18 protein-coding genes are annotated in these 19,158 nt (G+C 44.7%); 14 read left to right on the top strand and 4 right to left on the bottom strand.

All coding sequences use genetic code 11. The features are described from left to right. Nucleotides 1-79 precede the first annotated feature (79 nt). The gene (locus CWO27_RS04175) at nt 80-1,972 is read right to left on the bottom strand and encodes a PTS mannitol transporter subunit IICBA (RefSeq protein WP_102432117.1); all 1,893 of its coding nucleotides are present in this window, start codon (nt 1,970-1,972) and stop codon (nt 80-82) included. A gap of 576 nt (nt 1,973-2,548) precedes the next feature. Between CWO27_RS04175 and CWO27_RS04170 the strand changes: the two genes are divergently transcribed. The 4 genes from CWO27_RS04170 (at nt 2,549) to norW (ending at nt 7,333) form a co-directional block, all read left to right on the top strand. After that, the gene (locus CWO27_RS04170) at nt 2,549-3,415 is read left to right on the top strand and encodes a glycerol kinase (RefSeq protein ID WP_102432118.1); all 867 of its coding nucleotides are present in this window, start codon (nt 2,549-2,551) and stop codon (nt 3,413-3,415) included. Nucleotides 3,416-3,706: 291 nt separating this feature from the next. Beyond that, nucleotides 3,707-4,363, top strand: coding sequence for an NAD(P)H-dependent oxidoreductase (locus CWO27_RS04165; RefSeq protein WP_102432119.1), 657 nt, complete (start codon nt 3,707-3,709; stop codon nt 4,361-4,363). A gap of 293 nt (nt 4,364-4,656) precedes the next feature. Beyond that, a complete protein-coding gene (gene norV / locus CWO27_RS04160; protein ID WP_102432120.1) occupies nt 4,657-6,162 on the top strand; it encodes an anaerobic nitric oxide reductase flavorubredoxin in 1,506 nt (501 codons plus the stop codon). Between the two features lies 1 nt (nt 6,163). After that, nucleotides 6,164-7,333: an NADH:flavorubredoxin reductase NorW gene (gene norW / locus CWO27_RS04155; protein ID WP_102432121.1), complete on the top strand. Its 1,170-nt coding sequence runs from the start codon at nt 6,164-6,166 to the stop codon at nt 7,331-7,333. A 201-nt stretch (nt 7,334-7,534) separates the two neighbouring features. Here norW and gltS read toward each other — a convergent pair whose 3' ends face one another. Both gltS and CWO27_RS04145 read right to left on the bottom strand, forming a co-directional pair. Beyond that, nucleotides 7,535-8,761: a sodium/glutamate symporter gene (gltS, locus tag CWO27_RS04150; protein ID WP_048660602.1), complete on the bottom strand. Its 1,227-nt coding sequence runs from the start codon at nt 8,759-8,761 to the stop codon at nt 7,535-7,537. Between the two features lie 316 nt (nt 8,762-9,077). After that, complete coding sequence (locus CWO27_RS04145) at nt 9,078-9,434, bottom strand: YibL family ribosome-associated protein (RefSeq protein WP_017060971.1); 357 nt, start codon at nt 9,432-9,434, stop codon at nt 9,078-9,080. A gap of 326 nt (nt 9,435-9,760) precedes the next feature. On the opposite strand from CWO27_RS04145, the gene CWO27_RS04140 reads away from it, so the two are divergent. After that, a complete protein-coding gene (locus tag CWO27_RS04140; protein WP_102432122.1) occupies nt 9,761-10,558 on the top strand; it encodes a DUF4344 domain-containing metallopeptidase in 798 nt (265 codons plus the stop codon). A 111-nt stretch (nt 10,559-10,669) separates the two neighbouring features. Here the strand turns inward: CWO27_RS04140 and CWO27_RS04135 are convergent, their stop codons facing one another. Continuing rightward, the gene (locus tag CWO27_RS04135; RefSeq protein ID WP_017070218.1) at nt 10,670-11,056 is read right to left on the bottom strand and encodes a tautomerase family protein; all 387 of its coding nucleotides are present in this window, start codon (nt 11,054-11,056) and stop codon (nt 10,670-10,672) included. Between the two features lie 252 nt (nt 11,057-11,308). Between CWO27_RS04135 and CWO27_RS04130 the strand changes: the two genes are divergently transcribed. The 9 genes from CWO27_RS04130 (at nt 11,309) to CWO27_RS04090 (ending at nt 19,133) form a co-directional block, all read left to right on the top strand. Next, entirely contained in the window at nt 11,309-11,929 is a 621-nt protein-coding gene (locus CWO27_RS04130) for an LON peptidase substrate-binding domain-containing protein (protein WP_102432123.1), read from the top strand. Between the two features lie 110 nt (nt 11,930-12,039). Beyond that, entirely contained in the window at nt 12,040-12,687 is a 648-nt protein-coding gene (locus CWO27_RS04125) for a sigma-70 family RNA polymerase sigma factor (RefSeq protein ID WP_107898599.1), read from the top strand. After that, a complete protein-coding gene (locus CWO27_RS04120; protein WP_048663946.1) occupies nt 12,680-13,360 on the top strand; it encodes a ChrR family anti-sigma-E factor in 681 nt (226 codons plus the stop codon). Before CWO27_RS04125 ends, CWO27_RS04120 begins: the two co-directional genes overlap by 8 nt. Nucleotides 13,361-13,504: 144 nt before the next feature. Then, a complete protein-coding gene (locus CWO27_RS04115; RefSeq protein ID WP_102432125.1) occupies nt 13,505-14,452 on the top strand; it encodes a YbgA family protein in 948 nt (315 codons plus the stop codon). Further along, nucleotides 14,449-15,879, top strand: coding sequence for a deoxyribodipyrimidine photo-lyase (gene phrB, locus CWO27_RS04110; RefSeq protein ID WP_102432126.1), 1,431 nt, complete (start codon nt 14,449-14,451; stop codon nt 15,877-15,879). The genes CWO27_RS04115 and phrB overlap by 4 nt, the downstream gene beginning before the upstream one ends. Before the next feature lie 14 nt (nt 15,880-15,893). Next, nucleotides 15,894-16,325, top strand: a complete 432-nt coding sequence (locus CWO27_RS04105) for a nuclear transport factor 2 family protein (RefSeq protein WP_048660595.1) — start codon at nt 15,894-15,896, stop codon at nt 16,323-16,325. After that, complete coding sequence (locus CWO27_RS04100; RefSeq protein WP_107898598.1) at nt 16,325-17,056, top strand: SDR family NAD(P)-dependent oxidoreductase; 732 nt, start codon at nt 16,325-16,327, stop codon at nt 17,054-17,056. Before CWO27_RS04105 ends, CWO27_RS04100 begins: the two co-directional genes overlap by 1 nt. Before the next feature lie 2 nt (nt 17,057-17,058). Then, on the top strand, nt 17,059-18,330 hold the full coding sequence (locus CWO27_RS04095) for an NAD(P)/FAD-dependent oxidoreductase (RefSeq protein ID WP_107898597.1): 1,272 nt from the start codon (nt 17,059-17,061) through the stop codon (nt 18,328-18,330). Next, entirely contained in the window at nt 18,327-19,133 is an 807-nt protein-coding gene (locus tag CWO27_RS04090) for a DUF1365 domain-containing protein (protein WP_107898596.1), read from the top strand. The genes CWO27_RS04095 and CWO27_RS04090 overlap by 4 nt, the downstream gene beginning before the upstream one ends. Nucleotides 19,134-19,158: the final 25 nt, after the last annotated feature.

The raw sequence follows: 19,158 nt of genomic DNA, 5'->3' as shown, positions 1-19,158 counted from the left end.
TTAAGACAGATTTAGACCGAAAATGAGGCCAGTAGGGGGATACCGGCCTCCTTCACTTAAGGAGCTTGACTAGAGCTTTTTAGTTTCCGTTGAGAATACGTAGAACATCAGCAGGGTTTGTTGTGTTCTGTAGGCATTCCACAGCGTCTTCATCATCAAGTGAATTGGTGATAGCCATCAGCACCATGTTGTGCTCATCGCCTTGTGCGGCAATACCGATAACCATCTTCGCGATATCGTCTTCATCTTCGCCCCACTGAATACCTTCAGGGTACTGACAGAATACGATGCCGGTTTTTTGTACGTATTGCTTAGCTTCGATTGTGCCGTGTGGTACTGCGATAGACTCGCCAAGGTAAGTAGATACAAGCTCTTCACGAGCAAACATGCCATCTACGTACTCTGGAGATACATTGCCAAGTTTTACTAATTGGTCGCCAGCAAACTTGATTACGTCTTCTTTTTGAGTCGCTTTAAGGCCAAGGAAAATGCTATCGTTAGTAAGTGCAAGCTTGCTGCCGTCTTGTGCTGGAGCCGCTGCAGGAACCGGAGCTTCTACCTTCGCTTCACCACTTTGTGCTTCAACCAGTTCTGCTACTAGGTTGTCGTATACTGCGCCGTCTAAGAAGTTGTTAAGAGACATGTGCATTGCACCAGGAATGGTTTTGCGAGCACGGTCTGTTAGGTCTTTATGCGTAATAACAATTTGCGAATCAGCCGGTAGGTTGTTGATGGCGTAGTTGGTTACTTCAATATCTAGACCAACCGTTGCTACTTTCTTACGTAGTAGACCCGCACCCATAGCACTTGAACCCATACCCGCATCACACGCTACATAAACTGCTTTTACATCCGCTAGGTTTACGTTTGCTTCTGATGCTGCACCTTTTGAAGACGCTTTCATGCCTTTCATTTGTGCAGAAGCTTTTTCTAGAGAATCTTCTTCGTCATCTTGAGCTGAAGTCTTAAGTAGAATTGAAGCGACTACGAAAGATACTGCTGTTGCAGCGATAACAGAAAGAACAACACCAATGTAAGAGCCTTTTGGCGTCATCAGTAAGATTGCAAAGATAGAACCTGGTGATGCTGGAGAGATAAGACCAGAGTCGAACACTACGTTAGTGAATACACCAGCCATACCACCTGCGATTACCGCAAGGATTAGACGTGGGTTCATTAGAACGTAAGGGAAGTAAATTTCGTGGATACCACCTAAGAAGTGGATGATAGATGCACCAGCAGCAGATTGCTTTGCGCTACCTTTACCAAACACCATGTAAGCAAGTAGTAGACCTAGACCTGGACCTGGGTTCGCTTCGATTAGGAAGAAGATTGAACGGCCGATCTCTTCAGATTGCTGAATACCTAGTGGAGAGAAGATACCGTGATTGATTGCGTTATTTAGGAATAGGATTTTCGCCGGTTCAACAAAGATAGATGCTAGAGGTAGTGCACCCGCTTCAACCATTACGTTAACGCCAGCCGCTAACCCAGAAGATAGAACTTTAACTGCAGGGCCAATCACGATGAACGCGATGATCGCGCAGATCATGCCGATGATACCAGCGGAGAAGTTGTTCACTAGCATTTCGAAACCACTCTTCACTTTGCCGTGAACAGCTTCATCGAATTTCTTGATTGCGATACCACCTAGTGGACCTACAATCATTGCACCCATGAACATTGGGATATCAGTACCAACGATAACACCCATTGTTGTGATAGCGCCGACTACCGCACCGCGGTCACCACCAACCATTTTACCACCGGTGTAACCAATCAATAGTGGCAGTAGGTATGTAATCATAGGACCAACCATTGATGCTAACGTTTCGTTAGGCCACCAACCTGTTGGGATAAATAGTGCAGTAATGAAACCCCACGCAATAAATGCGCCGATGTTTGGCATTACCATATTGGATAAGAAACGACCAAAGTTTTGAACCTTGATCTTCGCTTCTGGTGATAACATAGGTAGAACCCCGTAGTGTATTGGTTGGTCAAATGACCGAAAGTGTGTGCTCAAAAGTTGATTAAAATGTATCACAACATTTCCAAAATGCACCCTAGCCCAACTTTCGTGACAAACATCACGCATAAAAAACACTTTGGGGTTAACAGCAACGCTTTAGATCACAAAAATGTCATGAATCTAAATTACAAAGTAAAATTAATGAGAATAATTCTAATTCATGAGAGATGTAGATCACACTAATTAACTCGACAGTCAAAAATAATTAGAGATCAAGATCACACTTAATGAAAGGTGCATCTTAAAAACTATAAACCATGTATGAAGGAACGCCATTCCAAGTGTGTTTTCTATGCACTCAGATGAATTAAACCCATCATCATGTAATTTAATTACAGAATGTAATAAAGGACTTTCTTGATGCTTTTTTAGAGAACCCTTCCCCCAAAAGCTCAAAATACATGAACAATGAGGAAGCGGAATTGCGTAAAGTAGATGTGTTATTCTAGTAATCAGTTCCTGTGTAATTCCGACCCCACATTATCCAGTAGTCAAATGACGACTTAAGAGAAGACTATGTCAGACAAGATCTCCACATCGGCACTCGCTAAACAAAAAGGCATAGAAGCTAAAACTCTATTTAGTGACCTAAAAACGGCTGGCTATATCGTACGTTCAGAAGACCGCTGGGTGCTGACCGAGCGAGGAGAAAGCTTTGGGGGGGAGTATGTAGAACACAAAAAATTTGGTGTCTTTATTGTGTGGCCAGAGAAACTGCTTATCGACTTAGAGTCATTCTCTGGCAAAACATTAACCGCGACGCAATTAGGTCACGCCTTTGATCTCAGCGCCAAGAAGATCAACTTATTGCTCAATGAACTTGGGTGGATAAAGAAAGAAGAAGACGGTTGGCATGTCACCTCTACAGGCTTAAAAGCCGGTGGTGAACAAAGAGAAGATAAAGCGACTCAAAATTTATTCGTGGTATGGCACGACTCACTGGTTCGCAATAAACGTTTAAAGCAGTCTGTCGTTGAATTCCTGGGGCATGATGCTGAAAGCCACTCGACCGATGTGTCATTCTCCAGTTTTCGTCAGAAATTTGAGGCGAAGCACCGAAGCTTGGATGGGCATTATGTACGTTCAAAGGGAGAGCTGATCATCGATAACTGGCTTTATATGGCAGGAGTGGTTCATGCGTACGAGCGTCCGCTGCCAATATCAAAAGAAGTGATCAGCGATTTTTATCTACCAAGTGGCAAAGTGTACATCCAGTTCTGGGGAACCGATTCTGCGCCAATCGCCGAAGATAAACGTGAAGCTACGAGAAAAATCTATGAAGAGCATGGTTTTGGTTTAATCGAAATCACGCCAGAAGATATCCCCAACCTAGACAGCGTACTTCCGCCATTATTGCGCCAATATGGTATCAAGGCGTACTAAGCTACTGAATCTTGAGATTCCACCGCAATTAAGATCACACTTATCGAATCATTGTGGACATTATTATCCATAGTGATTTGATATGTTCGCTATTTTTCCCGAGTCATTCTTCTATTATCTTACACCCATCGACTTGAGCTACCGCAGATACTCGATTTATTGGGGCATGTTCGATAACTATTTAGACGTTCAATCTATTGAGATTCGTTTAAATTGGTTATCCGTTTATTGTTGACGTGACTGAACATAAAACCCTACAACATTTATTATTGATAGATATTAGGATTCAACATGACTCATCCAATCATTACTGATCTAAACACTCGTTACACAGCTAAAAAATACGATGCAGAAAAACGCATCTCTGCGGAAGACATGGAAGTAATCAAAGAAGCACTTCGCTTGTCAGCTTCTTCTATCAACTCTCAGCCTTGGAAATTCATCATCATTGAGAGTGACGCAGCAAAACAACGCTTCCACAATACTTTCGAAAACATGTTCCAGTTTAACCAACCACATGCGAAAGAAGCGTCACACACGATCCTGTTTGCTCACGATCCTAAGTACACTAAAGAGAAATTCGCGAAGCGTGCAGATACAGAAGTAAGCTCTGGTCACCTACCAGCTGAAATGTACGAGCAATTCTTAGGTGCTTACGCATTTGCAGAAATGAACACAGACGAGACTGGTTTCAACGGAAGCTGGACTAAGTCTCAAGTGTACATCGCACTAGGTAACATACTGCACACGCTAGCTCGTCTTGGCATCGCTTCAACACCGATGGAAGGTGTAGACGCAGCTATGATCGGCGAAGAGTTTTCTGACGAACTAGAAGGCCACGTTGTTGATGTTGCACTGGCTATCGGCTACCACAAAGACGGCGAAGACTACAACCACGGTAAACCAAAAGCGCGTCTAGCTCTTGATGAAGTCGTTACCACGCTATAACAGTTACCGCGCTATAATAGGCACAACGCTGTAATAGCTGAAACAAACAAATCGCACTGCTTTATTTGGCCAGACTCTCATCTGGCCTTTTTTATATCTGTTATTTATCCAAGCCACTACCCACCAGCAAGTCATAAAGACACGTTAAAATCAATATGATTACAAAAACTAAAAAGTCATAAAGACACAAATAAGAGCTCAAAAATCAAAAAAAATAGCCAAAACAATAATTTAGAAACATGGCACAACTAGTGCAATGAGAGCCTTAGATATTTCAATAAGGTACTATCATTATGACTATTCACGTTAAATCAAATGTTCACTGGGTCGGCGTCCACGATTGGGAAACCGAGCACTTCCACGGTAAGGAATACCACATGAACAAAGGTACGAGTTATAACTCGTACCTGATCCGTGAAGAGAAGACAGTGCTTGTCGATACTGTCGATCATCGCTTTACTGAGCAATTCCTTGCAAACCTAGAGATGGAAATCGATATCAACGAGATCGACTACATCATTTGTCAGCACGCTGAAGAAGACCACTCAGGCGCGCTCTCTGCGCTGCTTGCTAAAATCCCGAACACGCCGGTTTATTGTACTGAAGCGGGTGTAAACTCCATTGTTGGTCACCACCACCAACCAGACTGGAACTTCAGAACCGTCAAAACTGGTGACACTCTTGATGTCGGTAACGGCAAGCAACTTATCTTCGTTGAGATGAAAATGCTGCACTGGCCAGACTCAATGGCGACTTACTTAACCGGTGATGAAATCCTGTTTAGTAACGACGCTTTCGGCCAACACTACTGCGACGAAAACCTATTCAATGACCAGCTAGACCAAGTCGAACTGCATGAACAATGTCTGCGTTACTTCTCGAACATCCTGACGCCGTTTGCGCCGCTGGTTAAAGCAAAGATTGAAGAAGTGCTGAGCTTAGGCGTACCGATCGATGTCATTGCTACTTCTCACGGCTGTATTTGGCGCGATAATGCGACTCAAATCGTTGAGCAATATTACGAGTGGTCGAAAGCCTACAAAGAAGATCGCATCACGATTGTCTACGACACCATGTCCAACAACACCCGCATGATGGCTGACGCGATCGCAAAGGGTATCCGTAAAGGAAGCCCAGAAACAGCAATCAAGGTCTTCAATATTTCTAAGCACGACAAGAATGACATCCTTGCCAATATCTTCCGTTCAAAGGGTGTGCTTGTTGGCTCATCGACCATGAACAACGTGATGATGCCGCAAATCGCCGCGCTACTTGAAGAAATACACGGCCTGCGCTTTGCAGAAAAAAGAGCCGCAGCATTTGGTTCTTCAGGTTGGACTGGCGGCGCAGTAAAACGCATCGATGCTCGCTTACGTGAAGCCAACTTCGAAGTGAGCGCACCTCAGCATATTCACTGGAAACCGGATACCGACGCACTTCGCCAATGTATTGATTACGGGATGACACTGGCCGAGGTTTGGCGCACCGATGCGAACGAGGTTAGTGAGCCTAAGAAAGTTGAACGCAGTGTTAAGCCGCTTGAAACCACACCTGTACCAACGAGTACTCCGGTCGCGCTCGCTGACACAGACAACCAGCAAACCGAGCAGGCTCAAGACAAGCCAAACCATAGCGCAGACTGCACTTGCTGGCGCTGTACTGTGTGTGAATGGGTGTACGATCCACAACTGGGTGAACCCTACCAAGGCGTTGAACCAGGAACACCATGGGCACAAGTGCCAGATGATTTCCTTTGCCCCGAATGTCATTTAGGCAAAGAAGTGTTTGTGGAGAAGTAACATGTCGAACATTGTGATTGTGGGTGGTGGTTTCGCCGCCCTACAAACCATAAAGATGGTACGTAAAATTGACCAAGATGTCGCGATTACCATGATCACGGCAGATGCAGGGGTTGAGTACAGTAAGCCGAATATCTCACACGCATTCAGCCAGGCTCAAACACCACAGGCGTTAACCGTTAATAACGCTCAGCAATTGGCTGAGCAGTACAACGTGGTCATCAAAACCAAGGCTTTAGTTAGTGAAATCGATACCAAGCAGCAGTGTGTTCATGTTGATGGGCAAATCATCCACTATTCGAAGTTGGTATTAGCAACGGGAGCGACACCTTTCATACCACCAGCAGAAGGGCTTAAACGCAGCGAGACCATTACGTTAAATAGCTTGGAAGAGTTCGAGAAACACAAAGCTCAGATCGATGACGCCCAACGCATCACTGTGATTGGGGGAGGCTTGATTGGGGTCGAGCTCGCATTCGATCTTCAAACTGCGGGCAAAGATGTCACGATTATCGAACCCGCAAGTTATCTATTGAATAACTTAGTGCCGCCTTTCGTTTCACTTGAGTTAGAAGGGGAGCTGACAAAAGCAGGGGTTACCGTCGAAACCGACTCTGTGATTTGTCGAGCAACTTACCTTCACGATGGAGTCAGGCTACAAACTACCACTTCTCGATTAATACGAGCAGATATCGTGATTGCCGCAGCAGGATTAAGGCCAAATACGGCTTTAGCCGCGCAAGCGGGAATAGAGGCAAACAGAGGAATTGTGGTTGATAACACCTTAAAAACCAGCGCTAACAATGTGTATGCGATTGGAGATTGTGCCGAGGTTGAAGGGCGCGTAATGGCTTATCTACAACCCGCGATTTTGTCTGCTAACGTGTTGGCAAAGCAGCTCATTGCGAGTGATGAAGTACCTGCGACAGCTGACATAAAACTCAAGTTGCCTCATATCATCACCAAGGTGAAGACCCCAAGCTACCCCATTCAGCTTGCAGGCCGCGATCTGCAAACCGCTCAAAGCTGGGAAACTCGCTTTGACCCGAAAGGTATTGTCGCTAAGGGCTTCAATGAAGATAATCAGTTGGTTGGATTCATTGTCACGGGAGAGCACATCAAAACCGCATTTCCCCTACTAAAGGAGTTGCAGACAATTTCACCATCATAAGCACAAAGCTGTAAAAGCAGTCGACGCATTATATAGGTCGACTGTATTCAACACAAAAATGCACATCAAATTCGGGAAAATTTGAGGCTTATACTAGAGCAACTCTAGTATAAGCAAGCAATAAAAAAGCCAGTCAACAGACTGGCTTTCTTGTATTCATCTTAGTGCGATGAGCTTACCGCACTTAAACAAAGGCGAACTTTAACCGATAAACGAGATGTAACCTTGAAGAATAATCAGGTTAACGATATCGATAAAGAAGGCACCAACAATTGGGACAACCATGAAGGCTTGGGGCGACGGACCGAATCTATTCACCAAAGACCCCATGTTCATTACCGCTGTCGGTGTCGCACCTAGACCAAAACCACAGTGACCACCCGCCATAACCGCTGCGTCGTAGTTAGAACCCATTACTTTGAACGTCACAAAGTAAGAGAAGATACCTAACACCACCGCCTGAACCGCAAGGATAGCCAAGAACGGAATCGCAAGGTCAAAGATGTTCCAAAGCTTAAGGCTCATTAGCGCCATGGCTAGGAACAGGGACAATGACACCGTACCAAGAATATCGACCGTTTCGCTGTCAGTCTTATGCAGTTTAGTCACTTCAAACACGTTAGTGATGAACACACCGATAAACAACGCGTAAACAAAGTCTGGAATCATCAACCAAGAAATTTCAAAAGTCGCCACCCACTGCTCTAGGTACTTCGCACCTGTGATACAGATAAGAAGGATGAACAACACTTCAATCACCTTCTTCGCCGTCACTTTGTCTTCTTCATACTCGTTGTAAGTAACAAGTTCAGGGAAGCGTTCGTGCGTTTGCGTGCCAGTACCGTACTCAGATTCAAGCTGGTTTTTATCAATCAGCTTTTGCGCCACTGGGCTACCAATAATACCACCGATGATCAAACCAAAGGTCGCTGAAGCCATTGCGATTTCTAGCGTATTTGCAATGCCAAACGTGTCTGCAAAAGTTTGCGACCAAGCCGCGCCTGTACCGTGGCCACCCGAAAGCGTGATAGAGCCAGCAATCAAACCCATCAAGGGTTCAAGGCCTAGTGCCGTTGCTAAGGTTACGCCTACACCGTTTTGGATAATGATATAGACCGACGCTACCCCTAAGAATAGGAATACTTTAGCACCACCTTTCATCAGCTGTGTGTAGTTAGCCGCAAGGCCGACCGTTGCAAAGAACATCAACATAAAGGTGTTCTGCAAGGGCAAAGAAAACTCTAGATCAAGGCCGTTAAAGTGCAGGGCTGTAATAGCAAAAGCGACAATCAAGCCGCCGACAATGGGCTCTGGAATGTTGTACTTTTTGAGAACAGGAAGCTTTGCATTGACGAAATGACCTAGAAACAAAACACTAATCGCGATTAGGAAGGATTCTAGTGGTCCAATTGAAATTAATTGATTCATATAACCTCTATTTTTTTACGTTCTCATCTTCCTTAATGAGTCTAGTTTTATCTGTAATTATCTGTGCTGCTCTACCTATATTTATGCAAACTGGAGAGAAATTGTAGATTCGAGAAGCGAACACATTACTGCGAACACTTAGTGCCATGTTAGTAGCTCGTTAACTTTTATAGGAGATAAAAGGATTTGTGACAACAATCACCTCCAAAAAGTTAAAAGCGGCGTGAGTAATTTTGCCGCTGACTCTGCTTTTTTAAGACCTAAAAAAGCAAAAAGGAGCTATTACTAGCTCCTCTTTCATTACCATCGCTGGTAATTAGAATTTTTTCGGTGCGTAACCAGTCATAACCTCAATGCGAAGCTCTTTACCGATCTTCGTCATTGGGTGAACAATTACGAGTCCTTTAACAGACTTTTTAAGTTTACCCATATCCGCTTGCTCAGCTTTTGTAATCTCACGGCTAAATGGCATATCAACCAAAGACTTACGCTCTTGGTTCACATCGTAGCTTTCTTTGTGTTTAAGCTGGGCAATTTTCTTAGTTAGCTTCTTAATCTCTTCCTCGAATTGACGAACAACAGGACGATCATTACGAGTTTTAGCAGCATCTAACTTGTGGCGACACTTGTCTAGACGGTTGTTAATTTGTTGAAGTTCGTTTTTAACACTCATAATAATTTCCTAAGATTTAACAAGCCAATTCGGATTGGGGCGCGGAGTATAGCACAAGGGTTCACTTGAACCGAAATTTATCTGTTAATTACCAACAGAAACGAATCACATCGATACCGTTCATTCAGGCTACCTATTCTTTGTGGCGAGCCTCTGAGCGGATTATTCATTGATAGGATAGCGTCTACCTCAAAAATTGCAGTCCTCGATACATCAAAATTCCGTCTAAACTTATACTCTAACGCAGTAACTAACTCAGGGTACACAGCTTGGGGTATCCACCCCTGCAACGACTCTGATTCGCAACGTAATCACAAGGATAACCGATGACATTATTGAAAAGAACATTGACCTACAGCCTAGCCCTGATTTCAATGTTTGCCGCAACTTATGCATCTAGTGAACAAACACCCCAAAATAACCTAATCGTCGAGTACTCTGCGCCGAAAAATGCCGAAGAAGAGCAACTCAAACGCGAGATTCAAATCAGTGGCGTTAATGACACAGTGGTCGACCTATCAAACCAACTCTTCATGTTTGAGAAGCCATTAACCATTCAATATGGCGGAGAAGACGGGCCGCTCTACGACCCACAAACCCATCAAGTGCTGATCCCTTACCGCTTTTACGCTGAATCACTTAACTACTTTGAGAAGAACCAATACGAAAAAGAGTATGGGAAATCTGCGCAAACTGGCGCTATCGATACCTTACTGCACACTCTGCTGCACGAAGCAGGGCATGCTTATATTGAAGACCAAAAGATTGCCATCTTGGGCAAAGAGGAAGATGCGGTCGACAACCTAGCGACCATCCTATTACTTAACTATGTGGAACATGGCGCCGATGCCGCGATCAGCGCAGCAGACATGTTCGCTTTCGAATCAGAAGACCGCCCAGAATATTACGACTTAGGGGAATACATCGACGAGCACAGTTTCGAGCTGCAGCGTTACTTCTCTACTTTATGCTTGGTGTATGGCAGCGACCCTGATGCCTATAAGAACTTGCTCGATGAAGTGGAAAATGACTATTTGAAAGATCGGAAAGAGTTCTGTGTGGAGCATTTTGATGTGATCAATGAAAATTGGCATCAGTATTTAAAAGAGAGTGACGATACTTAAAGGTGTGTCAAGAACGAGATAAAACGGCTTTGGCATCAAACTCCAAAGCCGCCACTCGATAGGTTGGCTTAAGTCTTATGTGTTAAGAGTTAAGAGTTAAGAGTTTAAGCCCTAGACCTTCACTTTATATTTAAGATCTTGAGCTTCATCGCCTGTCATACCTCGAAATCCCCAGCAGTGCGATGGCTGTTCTTTGATGGTGATTTCAATATCAATCGGAGAGATAGCCAACTGCTTTTCTATTTCAGAAAATATCTTCTTGATTAGGCGTTTCTTGGTGTTCACCGCTCGACCTTCCATCATATTGATTTCAATGACGGTATAGGCTTCTGTTCTTCCTTCCGGGTAAAAGAAGTCATCCCGTTCCAATGGCACAAACCGATGTGCGCGCTTGTCATCAGGTAAACCCATTTCACTGTTTAAACACTGCTGCAACACGTTTGATAGTTGCAACTTAATTGGATTTAAGCACTCTTTGATACCATAAATAACAATCATGACCATTCCTTTGATGTGATGTTAGGTATAGAGGAACGTTAGATAGAAGCATCGTCTAGCGACCACCCATTCGCTTACTATTTGTACATATACTACCTAATGACACGTGTGAGAAAAGGTAAAAACAATGAATTTATGAACAGGTGCAACAAAATACTTATCCCTTTGCAAACATAAGTCGAAGCGAATTGATCGAACACCGCTATCCCGGCGTATATCTTCTGAAATCACATTTGAATTAAGGAGTACTATGTGCCGAATTCACCTAGTAAGGCCACACGGACAGACGCCGAACCAGAAACACCCGCAGAGTCTTCGCTAGAAGTCGCTGTGTTTCCGCTCCCCATCTTCCTGTTACCAAGAGGTCGTCAAAGGCTACGCATTTTCGAGCCCAAATACCTTGCGATGGTCGCACACGCAGCGCAGGGCGATGGCTTTATCATTGCTACTCAAGACAACGTAAACGCTGATCGCCTTAGCTCTTGGGGAACAAAAGTATCCATCGTAGACTTTAATATGGCTGATGATCAGATATTGGAAATCGATGTGGAAGGCCAGCAGCTAGTGCAGCTTCACTCCTCTCACAGAGACACTGCTGGCTTGATCAAAAGCAAATTCAGACCACTGCCCCATTGGCCGGTTCACGATTACGACGTGCCTAACGTGTTTACAGCGTTTTTGGTTCAGCTGTTTCGCGACCACGATTCGATAAGAACCCTTTACCCCACTCCTGATTTCGAAAGCCCGCAATGGATTTGCGCGCGACTACTCGAAATGATGCCTATCCCTTTGGAAAAGAAAACAGAGTTCACCGAGCCCGCTAGCTTTCCTTCTTTAGTTCCTTTTTTGAATCAAATCATTACGGGGCAATAAGCACTTTTCTTCACTATAATTTTGTATAGTGGAAATTAATTTAAATTAAAGTGATCCCGACCTTCTCCTTTCACGTAGTGCCACTCAAATTCGCATGATGGTTAAGTACTATGCAAGTCGAAAGCAGAAGTTCAGGGAACGGCAAGGAGCATGTCATTATCCCCGACAACAAACTACCTAATGAAAATAAGGTACCTACAGAGCTCTCAAGTTGGTTGATTTTGGTTGGTTCAGACCGAGACAAACAAGCCTTCACCTGTTTGTTCAAGTTCTTCGCACCTAAGATCAAGCGTTTTGGAATCAGCAAGTTGGGCAGCGAAGCTGCTGCAAACGAGCTAGTTCAAGACACGATGACTAACGTTTGGAAGAAAGCGCATCTCTACAACGAAGAGAAAGGCGCTGGGACTACTTGGGTCTATACCGTGATGCGAAATGCAGCCTTCGACATGCTACGAAAGGTGAAAGCAAAAGCAGAACAAACAATCGCTGACGACATTTGGCCAATAGATGCAATGGTCGCGGAATCTCAAAGTGATGAATTACCGTTTGGCGATCATTTGATGAGTCGACACGTAATGACACAAATAGAGAAGCTGCCTCTGGCTCAGAAAACCATTGTGAAAGGTGTTTACTTTCAAGAGCTCTCTCAAGAACAGCTTGCACAGCAACTTGGCGTCCCACTTGGAACCGTGAAATCACGTCTAAGACTCGCTTTAGCCAAACTTAAGGTTCACATGGGGGAACAAAGCCATGATTAAACATCACCCAAATGCTGAAATTTTGAAAGATTTTGTCGATGGCACGCTTGCAGACTCTGTTTCATTGATTGTTTCTAGTCACGTAGAACTGTGTGAACATTGCCAACAGCAGGTTAAGCAGCTTACCGCTGAGGCGGCGAACAATGCCTTTGATAAAGAACCTGCGTTCACGAACGAAGAGTCAGGCGGCTTTTCAATGGACGACATGGATTTCGACTTTGATGCAATTGAGCAGATTACTGCTGATTTATCTCAGTCAGTGGAAGTTGAGCCAAAGGTAGAGCAAGTTACCGTTGCAGATACCACATTCACTATTCCTCGCGCTCTGAACTCGGTGGCGAGAAAAGATTGGATGAACCTAGGCAAAATTTCACGCGCAAGACTCGATTTCGATGACGAAGCACATCACACAAGTTTGCTGCATATCGATAAAAACGGACAAGTGCCTTGCCACACCCACAAAGGTTTCGAAATTACACTTCTTTTAGAAGGCAGTTTCGAAGACGAAATGGGCGTCTACAACAAAGGCGACTTCATCTGGCTAGATGGCAGTCACACTCATCAACCTGCGACCAAAGAGGGTTGTGTGTGCTTGACCGTTTCAAGTGATGCCTTGTACTTCACTAAAGGTGTCAGCCAACTGTTCAACCCACTAGGTAAATACATTTACTAGTTAAGAAGGATTTACCGGGTAGATCACAAGATGCACAGCGTTGGCTAGGTGGAAAGGTAACAACCGGACTAAAGTAAACTGGAATAAGCAACAAGCCACATAATATAAAAACAATAATGAGCAATGAGCGTAAGGAATTGACCAATGGATAAGAAAATAAAAATAGGCATTAGTGCATGTGTCGCCGGTCATAAAGTTCGGTTCGATACTGGCCATAAACGTTCTCGCTTCTGCACAGACGACCTAGCAGACTACGTTGAGCTGGAACCCGTTTGTCCAGAGATGGGCGTTGGTCTGCCAACGCCTCGCCCAACTATTCGCCAGACTCGGATGTTAGACGATATCATTCACGTCTCCCGTCCAGACGGTTCTGGTGATGTGACCAATGAGTTAATCGAGTTCGGTCAAAACTACTCGAAGAACAATCAGCACATTGCTGGATTCATTGTTTGCCAAAAGAGCCCAACTTGCGGTATGGAGCGAGTGAAAGTGTACCACCACCACGGTCGTGGTTCTGAGTCGACTGGTATTGGCATGTTTACTAAGCAGATCATGGACGCTAACCCGTTACTTCCTGTTGAAGAAAACGGGCGACTTAACGACCCTATTTTGCGCGAGAACTTCATGACTCGAGTATTCACTTACCAAAAATGGCTCGACCTTGTGGATGAAGGTGTGACCAAACACAAGCTGATTCAGTTCCACAGCGCCCACAAGTATTTAGTCATGTGTCACCACGTTGAGGGATACAAAAGTTTAGGCAAACTGTTAGCGGGTAATGAGTTAGACATCGACGAATTGGCGGCTCAATATATCGAGGGCTTGATGAAGGCGTTATCTCATCACGCGAATCGAGGCAGCCACGCCAATACGCTGCATCATTTGCAGGGTTACTTTAAAAAACAACTGAGTAGCGCTCACAAACAAGAGCTGACCAACCAGATCGCATCATTCAGAGAGGGCGTAATTCCGTTACTAGTGCCGTTGACACTGATCAACCACTACCTAATGGAGTACCCAAACGAGTACTTAGAGTCACAGGTTTACCTAAACCCTCACCCACAAGAACTCAAACTGAGATACGGATATTGAGCAACATTCTATGGATACGACGAGACCTGCGGATTCACGATAACCCAGCGCTCGTCGCGGCAGTTGAAAACGGCGTGTCTATCGCCGTTTTTATTTCAACACCACAGCAATGGCAGCAACACCACCTTGCCCCCATCAAAGCCGATTTCATTTATCGTCACCTAAAACAGCTCGAATCCCAACTCGCTGAGTTTGGGATTTCATTGCTGCATCTCAAAGCCAGCGATTTTGATGACCAAGCCCGACAGCTCATCGAATTATACGAACAACTTGATGCTAAGTGCGTATACGCAAATTCAGAACCTGAGGTAGATGAACAAACCCGTGACCAGCAACTGATATCAAATGGGGTAAACCTTCAGATCAGCTCTTGTGACGTTATGCTGCCATTAGGTAGCGTTCTTAACAAACAAGGCGAGATGTTCAAAGTCTTTACGCCATTTAAGAACGCTTGGTTAAAAGAAGTTCAGGTGAAAGGTATCATCTGTAGCCCGGCTCCTATCGTGCCCGCTAAGCTTCAACAAACACAGCGTCCACAATCACAACTTCCTGACGACTTAAAAGCTTCAAGAATCTCCGCTGACTATGATTTTGACTTTCCGCGTGTTGATTCAAGCCGCTGGCCATTAAGCCAAGATGTATTGGGCAGCGTGATCCCCAATTTCTTAGGCAATAAAGTCAACGACTACGCGCGCCTGAGAGACATTCCCTCAGTTAAAGGAACATCAGGGCTATCGCCTTATTTAGCGATAGGCGCCGTGAGCCCACGTTGGTTAGCGATTCAATTGATTCAGCAACAACCCGATTTGTTGTTTGATACTCAGCTGCCGGCCTTTTCTTGGCTTAATGAATTGATTTGGCGTGATTTTTATAAGCATTTGATGTTCCACCATCCTAAACTGGTTAAAGGAGCGAACTTTCAGCAAAAATACAATGGATTAGACTGGTATCAAGATCACCCTAGCTTCAAAGCATGGTGCGAAGGAAAAACCGGATATCCATTGGTTGATGCAGCCATGCGTCAACTGGTTGAAACGGGCTGGATGCACAACAGGCTAAGAATGGTGGTGGCAAGCTTCCTAACCAAGCACCTGCTTATTGACTGGCGCTGGGGCGAGCGTTTCTTTATGTCGCACCTTATCGACGGTGACTTTAGCGCCAACAACGGTGGCTGGCAGTGGGCTTCAAGTACTGGCTGCGATGCTCAACCTTACTTTCGAATTTTCAATCCAATCACCCAGAGTGAAAAGTTTGATCCAAAAGGAATTTTTATTCGTAAGTACATACCAGAGCTGCAAAACATCCCTGATAAGCATGTACATTTTCCACATGACTTTATCGCTAAAAACGGGATAGACAGCGAATACTGGCAACCCATCGTTGAGCACAAACAAGCACGATTGAGAGCCTTAGCCTTCTTCAAATAATTAGAGTGAATATTATGGATAACTCTCTATGGCTTGATAACTTTCTCAACATGTATCGAGAACTCGGAACAGACAATTTCGACGTGCTGAAGACGGTTTATCACCCTGATATTGAATTCCAAGATCCGCTGCACCATGTCAGCGGTATTTCTGCGCTTACTCACTACTTCGAGAACCTCTACACCCAAGTGACGAGCTGTTACTTCCACATTGAACACACTTTCGAAGTGAACGATGAAGCTTCGGTTTACTGGACGATGCAATTTGCTCACAAGCAACTAAATGGGCAAAAGCCGATCGAAGTACAAGGACACAGCCACCTCAAGATGTTCGACGGTCAGGTGATTTACCACAGAGACTACCTCGACGTCGGTTCTATGTTGTATGAACACATTCCAGTACTGGGTTGCGCGATTAAATCCATCAAAAAGAGAGCGAGCCGATAATGCGTATTATGATTACAGGCGCGACCTCAGGTATCGGCCAATCCCTCGCTAAAGATTACGCTCAGCAAGGGCATCAGGTGATTGCTTGTGGCCGCAACCCAGACAAACTGCAGGCCTTAGTTGATTCTCACGATACAGACATCGCACATTCATCCATTTCACCGCTCTGTTTCGATCTGACCGATTACCACAACTTCCCAGAACTCGACCAAGACAAGCCGCTCGATCTGCTGATTCTAAATGCGGGTGATTGTGAATACATCGACGACCCTGTGAATTTTGATGCCGAGCTTTTCGAGCGCGTCATCAACATCAACCTAATTTCAATTGGCTACGCTCTTAAAGCTTGGTTAAAAAACATCAAGCCCGGTGGCCGTTTGGTTTTGGTAAGCTCCAGCGCCAGCTTTTTACCTTTACCTAGAGCAGAAGCTTATGGCGCTTCAAAGGCAGCCCTCACCTACTTAGGCAGAACACTGTCGGTTGATCTGGCAACGCACAACATTCATGTATCAATTGTGCACCCTGGCTTTGTTGAAACGCCATTAACCGAGCGAAATACGTTCGCTATGCCTATGATTATTAGTAGTGAGGCCGCAACTCAAAGAATCGTAAATGGTATTGCTCAAGGAAAGAGTGAAATCGATTTCCCAAGACGATTCATCATGTTGATGAAGCTACTAAGAATACTTCCAACTCCAGTTTGGCAAAAACTCGCTTCAAGGATGGTATAACAATGAAGAAAATCGCCATTATCGGGTCAGGTATCTCTGGACTCACTTGCGCACACATATTAGATAAGCACCACGACGTAACGGTATTCGAAAAGAATGATTATGTTGGGGGCCACACCGCGACCGTTGATATTGAACATCAAGGCTCGGCGTTTTCGATAGATACAGGTTTCATCGTATTCAACGATCGAACCTACCCGAATTTCAATCAGCTCCTGGAACAACTCGGTGTCGAAAGGCAACCTACAGAGATGAGCTTCAGCGTCCACAACACCACTACTAAGTTTGAGTACAACGGCCATAGCATTAATTCGTTATTCGCACAAAGGAGTAACATCTTCAAACCTCAGTTCTGGTCTTTAGTGTCTGACATTCTCAAGTTCAACAAACTGTGTAAGGCTCAGTTTGAAAGTAATGAATTCACACCAGACGTTACCCTTGGCAGTTTCCTACGCGATAATCAATTTTCAGATTTTTTCAGTCAGCACTACATTCTGCCGATGGGCGCGGCTATTTGGTCGACAAGCTTAGAGGAAATGGAAGAGTTTGAGCTGAAATTCTTTATTCAGTTTTTCTACAACCACGGATTGCTCGATATCGCGAACCGCCCCCAGTGGTATGTGATTCCAAAAGGTTCACGCTCTTACGTTGAAATTATCCTTTCACGCTTGAGTAAGCCTGTTGCACTGAATACATCGATTAAACAAGTCACTCGCCAAGAACCGGGCGTCACTGTTGAATTTGAAGATGGCAGCACGCAAAACTTCGACGAAGTAATCTTTGCCTGTCACTCAGACCAAGCCTTACGTCTGCTTGGTGATGCGACAGAACAAGAGCAACAGGTACTGGGCGAGATCCCTTACAGCCGCAATGAAGTGGTTCTGCACACCGATACACGCTTATTACCAGACAGAAAGCTGGCTTGGGCAAGTTGGAACTACATGTTAGATGGCGACAGTAAACGACCAGCCTGTGTGACTTACAACATGAACATCCTGCAAGGCATCGAAAGCCAAGACACCTTCTGTGTCACCTTGAATCAAAGCGAAAGCATCAACCCAGAGAAAATCATTCGCAGCTTTGTTTATCATCACCCGGTACTTAATTCGAACACGGTCGAAGCTCAGCACAAACGAGAGCAGATTTGTGGCAAAAACCAGACTCACTTTGCTGGTGCTTATTGGTATAACGGGTTCCATGAAGACGGTGTCCACAGTGCACTCGATGTGACCAAACGCTTCGGTTTGGATTTGAGTACGAGTTCAGTGCTATGAACAGTCAAACCCTGACACCCGAGATGGGGATCGCATCTGAAAAGAGTGAAGAGCTCAGCGGTATCTATTGGGGTAACGTCAGACATCGCCGCTTTGGCAACATAACACATGAGTTCAGCTATCAGCTGTATATGATGGGGCTCGATCTTGACGAACTGCCCCAAACCACATCGCGCAGTGCGCTGTTCGGCACTCGATGGTATAACCCGATTCGCTTTGTAGAATCGGATTATCTCACTGAAAAAAAACAAAATGTCACTACGAATGAACCAAAATCACTTAAGCAACGTATAGCTTCCAAAGTGCAACAACTTGGTGGGGTTTGGTCTGATTCAAACCGTGTGACGATGCTGGCTCAGTGCCGCTGCTTAGGCATCTATTTCAGCCCAATCAACTGTTTCTTCTGCTATGACGAAACTGGAGATTGTAAATACATGTTGGCAGAAGTGAGTAACACGCCTTGGCGAGAAAGACACTACTATCTGATCGACATGCACCAAGAGTTGAAGGTAGAAAAAGAGTTTCACGTTTCGCCGTTCATGGATTTGAATATGACTTATTTTTGGAAGATTAAGCCACCAGCGAAACGCACGTTAATTCACATCGAAAGCCGCCGAGACAACAAGCTTTTCGATGCGACACTGGCCCTGACCAAACAGTCAGTAACCAAGACAAACATTAGACGAACGGTATTCAAGATTCCGGCTATGACCATAAAAGTCGTGATGGGAATTTATTATCAGGCTCTCAAATTATTCCTGAAAAAAGTACCGTTTGTGGCGCATCCAGACTCAACATCTTAAGCGCTTAAAACAGAAATCAATTCTA

This window comes from Vibrio sp. 10N.286.51.C3 (assembly GCF_003050065.1).
Taxonomy (GTDB): Bacteria; Pseudomonadota; Gammaproteobacteria; order Enterobacterales; family Vibrionaceae; genus Vibrio; species Vibrio crassostreae.
This window is presented reverse-complemented; position numbering and strand designations above follow the sequence as displayed.

Excerpts from the sequence above, each read along its gene's own strand:
- CWO27_RS04175 (WP_102432117.1), bottom strand. The coding sequence starts at position 1,972 with ATGTTATCACCAGAAGCGAAGATCAAGGTTCAAAACTTTGGTCGTTTC.
- CWO27_RS04170 (WP_102432118.1), top strand. The coding sequence starts at position 2,549 with ATGTCAGACAAGATCTCCACATCGGCACTCGCTAAACAAAAAGGCATA.
- CWO27_RS04165 (WP_102432119.1), top strand. The coding sequence starts at position 3,707 with ATGACTCATCCAATCATTACTGATCTAAACACTCGTTACACAGCTAAA.
- norV (WP_102432120.1), top strand. The coding sequence starts at position 4,657 with ATGACTATTCACGTTAAATCAAATGTTCACTGGGTCGGCGTCCACGAT.
- norW (WP_102432121.1), top strand. The coding sequence starts at position 6,164 with ATGTCGAACATTGTGATTGTGGGTGGTGGTTTCGCCGCCCTACAAACC.
- gltS (WP_048660602.1), bottom strand. The coding sequence starts at position 8,761 with ATGAATCAATTAATTTCAATTGGACCACTAGAATCCTTCCTAATCGCG.
- CWO27_RS04145 (WP_017060971.1), bottom strand. The coding sequence starts at position 9,434 with ATGAGTGTTAAAAACGAACTTCAACAAATTAACAACCGTCTAGACAAG.
- CWO27_RS04140 (WP_102432122.1), top strand. The coding sequence starts at position 9,761 with ATGACATTATTGAAAAGAACATTGACCTACAGCCTAGCCCTGATTTCA.
- CWO27_RS04135 (WP_017070218.1), bottom strand. The coding sequence starts at position 11,056 with ATGATTGTTATTTATGGTATCAAAGAGTGCTTAAATCCAATTAAGTTG.
- CWO27_RS04125 (WP_107898599.1), top strand. The coding sequence starts at position 12,040 with ATGCAAGTCGAAAGCAGAAGTTCAGGGAACGGCAAGGAGCATGTCATT.
- CWO27_RS04120 (WP_048663946.1), top strand. The coding sequence starts at position 12,680 with ATGATTAAACATCACCCAAATGCTGAAATTTTGAAAGATTTTGTCGAT.
- CWO27_RS04115 (WP_102432125.1), top strand. The coding sequence starts at position 13,505 with ATGGATAAGAAAATAAAAATAGGCATTAGTGCATGTGTCGCCGGTCAT.
- CWO27_RS04105 (WP_048660595.1), top strand. The coding sequence starts at position 15,894 with ATGGATAACTCTCTATGGCTTGATAACTTTCTCAACATGTATCGAGAA.
- CWO27_RS04100 (WP_107898598.1), top strand. The coding sequence starts at position 16,325 with ATGCGTATTATGATTACAGGCGCGACCTCAGGTATCGGCCAATCCCTC.
- CWO27_RS04095 (WP_107898597.1), top strand. The coding sequence starts at position 17,059 with ATGAAGAAAATCGCCATTATCGGGTCAGGTATCTCTGGACTCACTTGC.
- CWO27_RS04090 (WP_107898596.1), top strand. The coding sequence starts at position 18,327 with ATGAACAGTCAAACCCTGACACCCGAGATGGGGATCGCATCTGAAAAG.